Origin of the sequence: Flavihumibacter cheonanensis, from assembly GCF_022352215.1 — a bacterium.
Lineage (GTDB): Bacteria > Bacteroidota > Bacteroidia > Chitinophagales > Chitinophagaceae > Flavihumibacter > Flavihumibacter cheonanensis.
Window position 1 is genome coordinate 1 of record NZ_JAKRWF010000228.1, and the last position, 279, is coordinate 279.

At 63.8% G+C, this 279-nt stretch carries 1 protein-coding gene; it reads left to right on the forward strand.

Going from position 1 to position 279, the window contains the following annotated elements; translation table 11 throughout:
• On the forward strand, positions 1-279 hold a 279-nt coding region (locus MD536_RS21805), incomplete at both ends, for a lamin tail domain-containing protein (RefSeq protein WP_239603884.1).

Genomic DNA, 279 nt, shown 5'->3' on the forward strand with positions numbered 1-279 from the left:
CTCTATAATGCCGGCACGAACCTGGTGAACCTGCTCGGTTGGTGCCTGACCGACGACGCCGGCAACCCGTCCCAATGGCGGTTCCCGAACACGAACCTGCCCCCGGGACGGTTCCTAGTTGTGTTCGCCTCCAACAAAGACCGCCGTATCCCCGGCGCGCCGTTGCACACCAACTTCCGGCTCGCCGCCGAAGGCGAGTTTCTGGCCTTGTTACGCCCGGATGGGCTCACCGTCGCTTCTCAATTCGCGCCGCAGTTCCCGCCGCAAAGCGCGAATGTT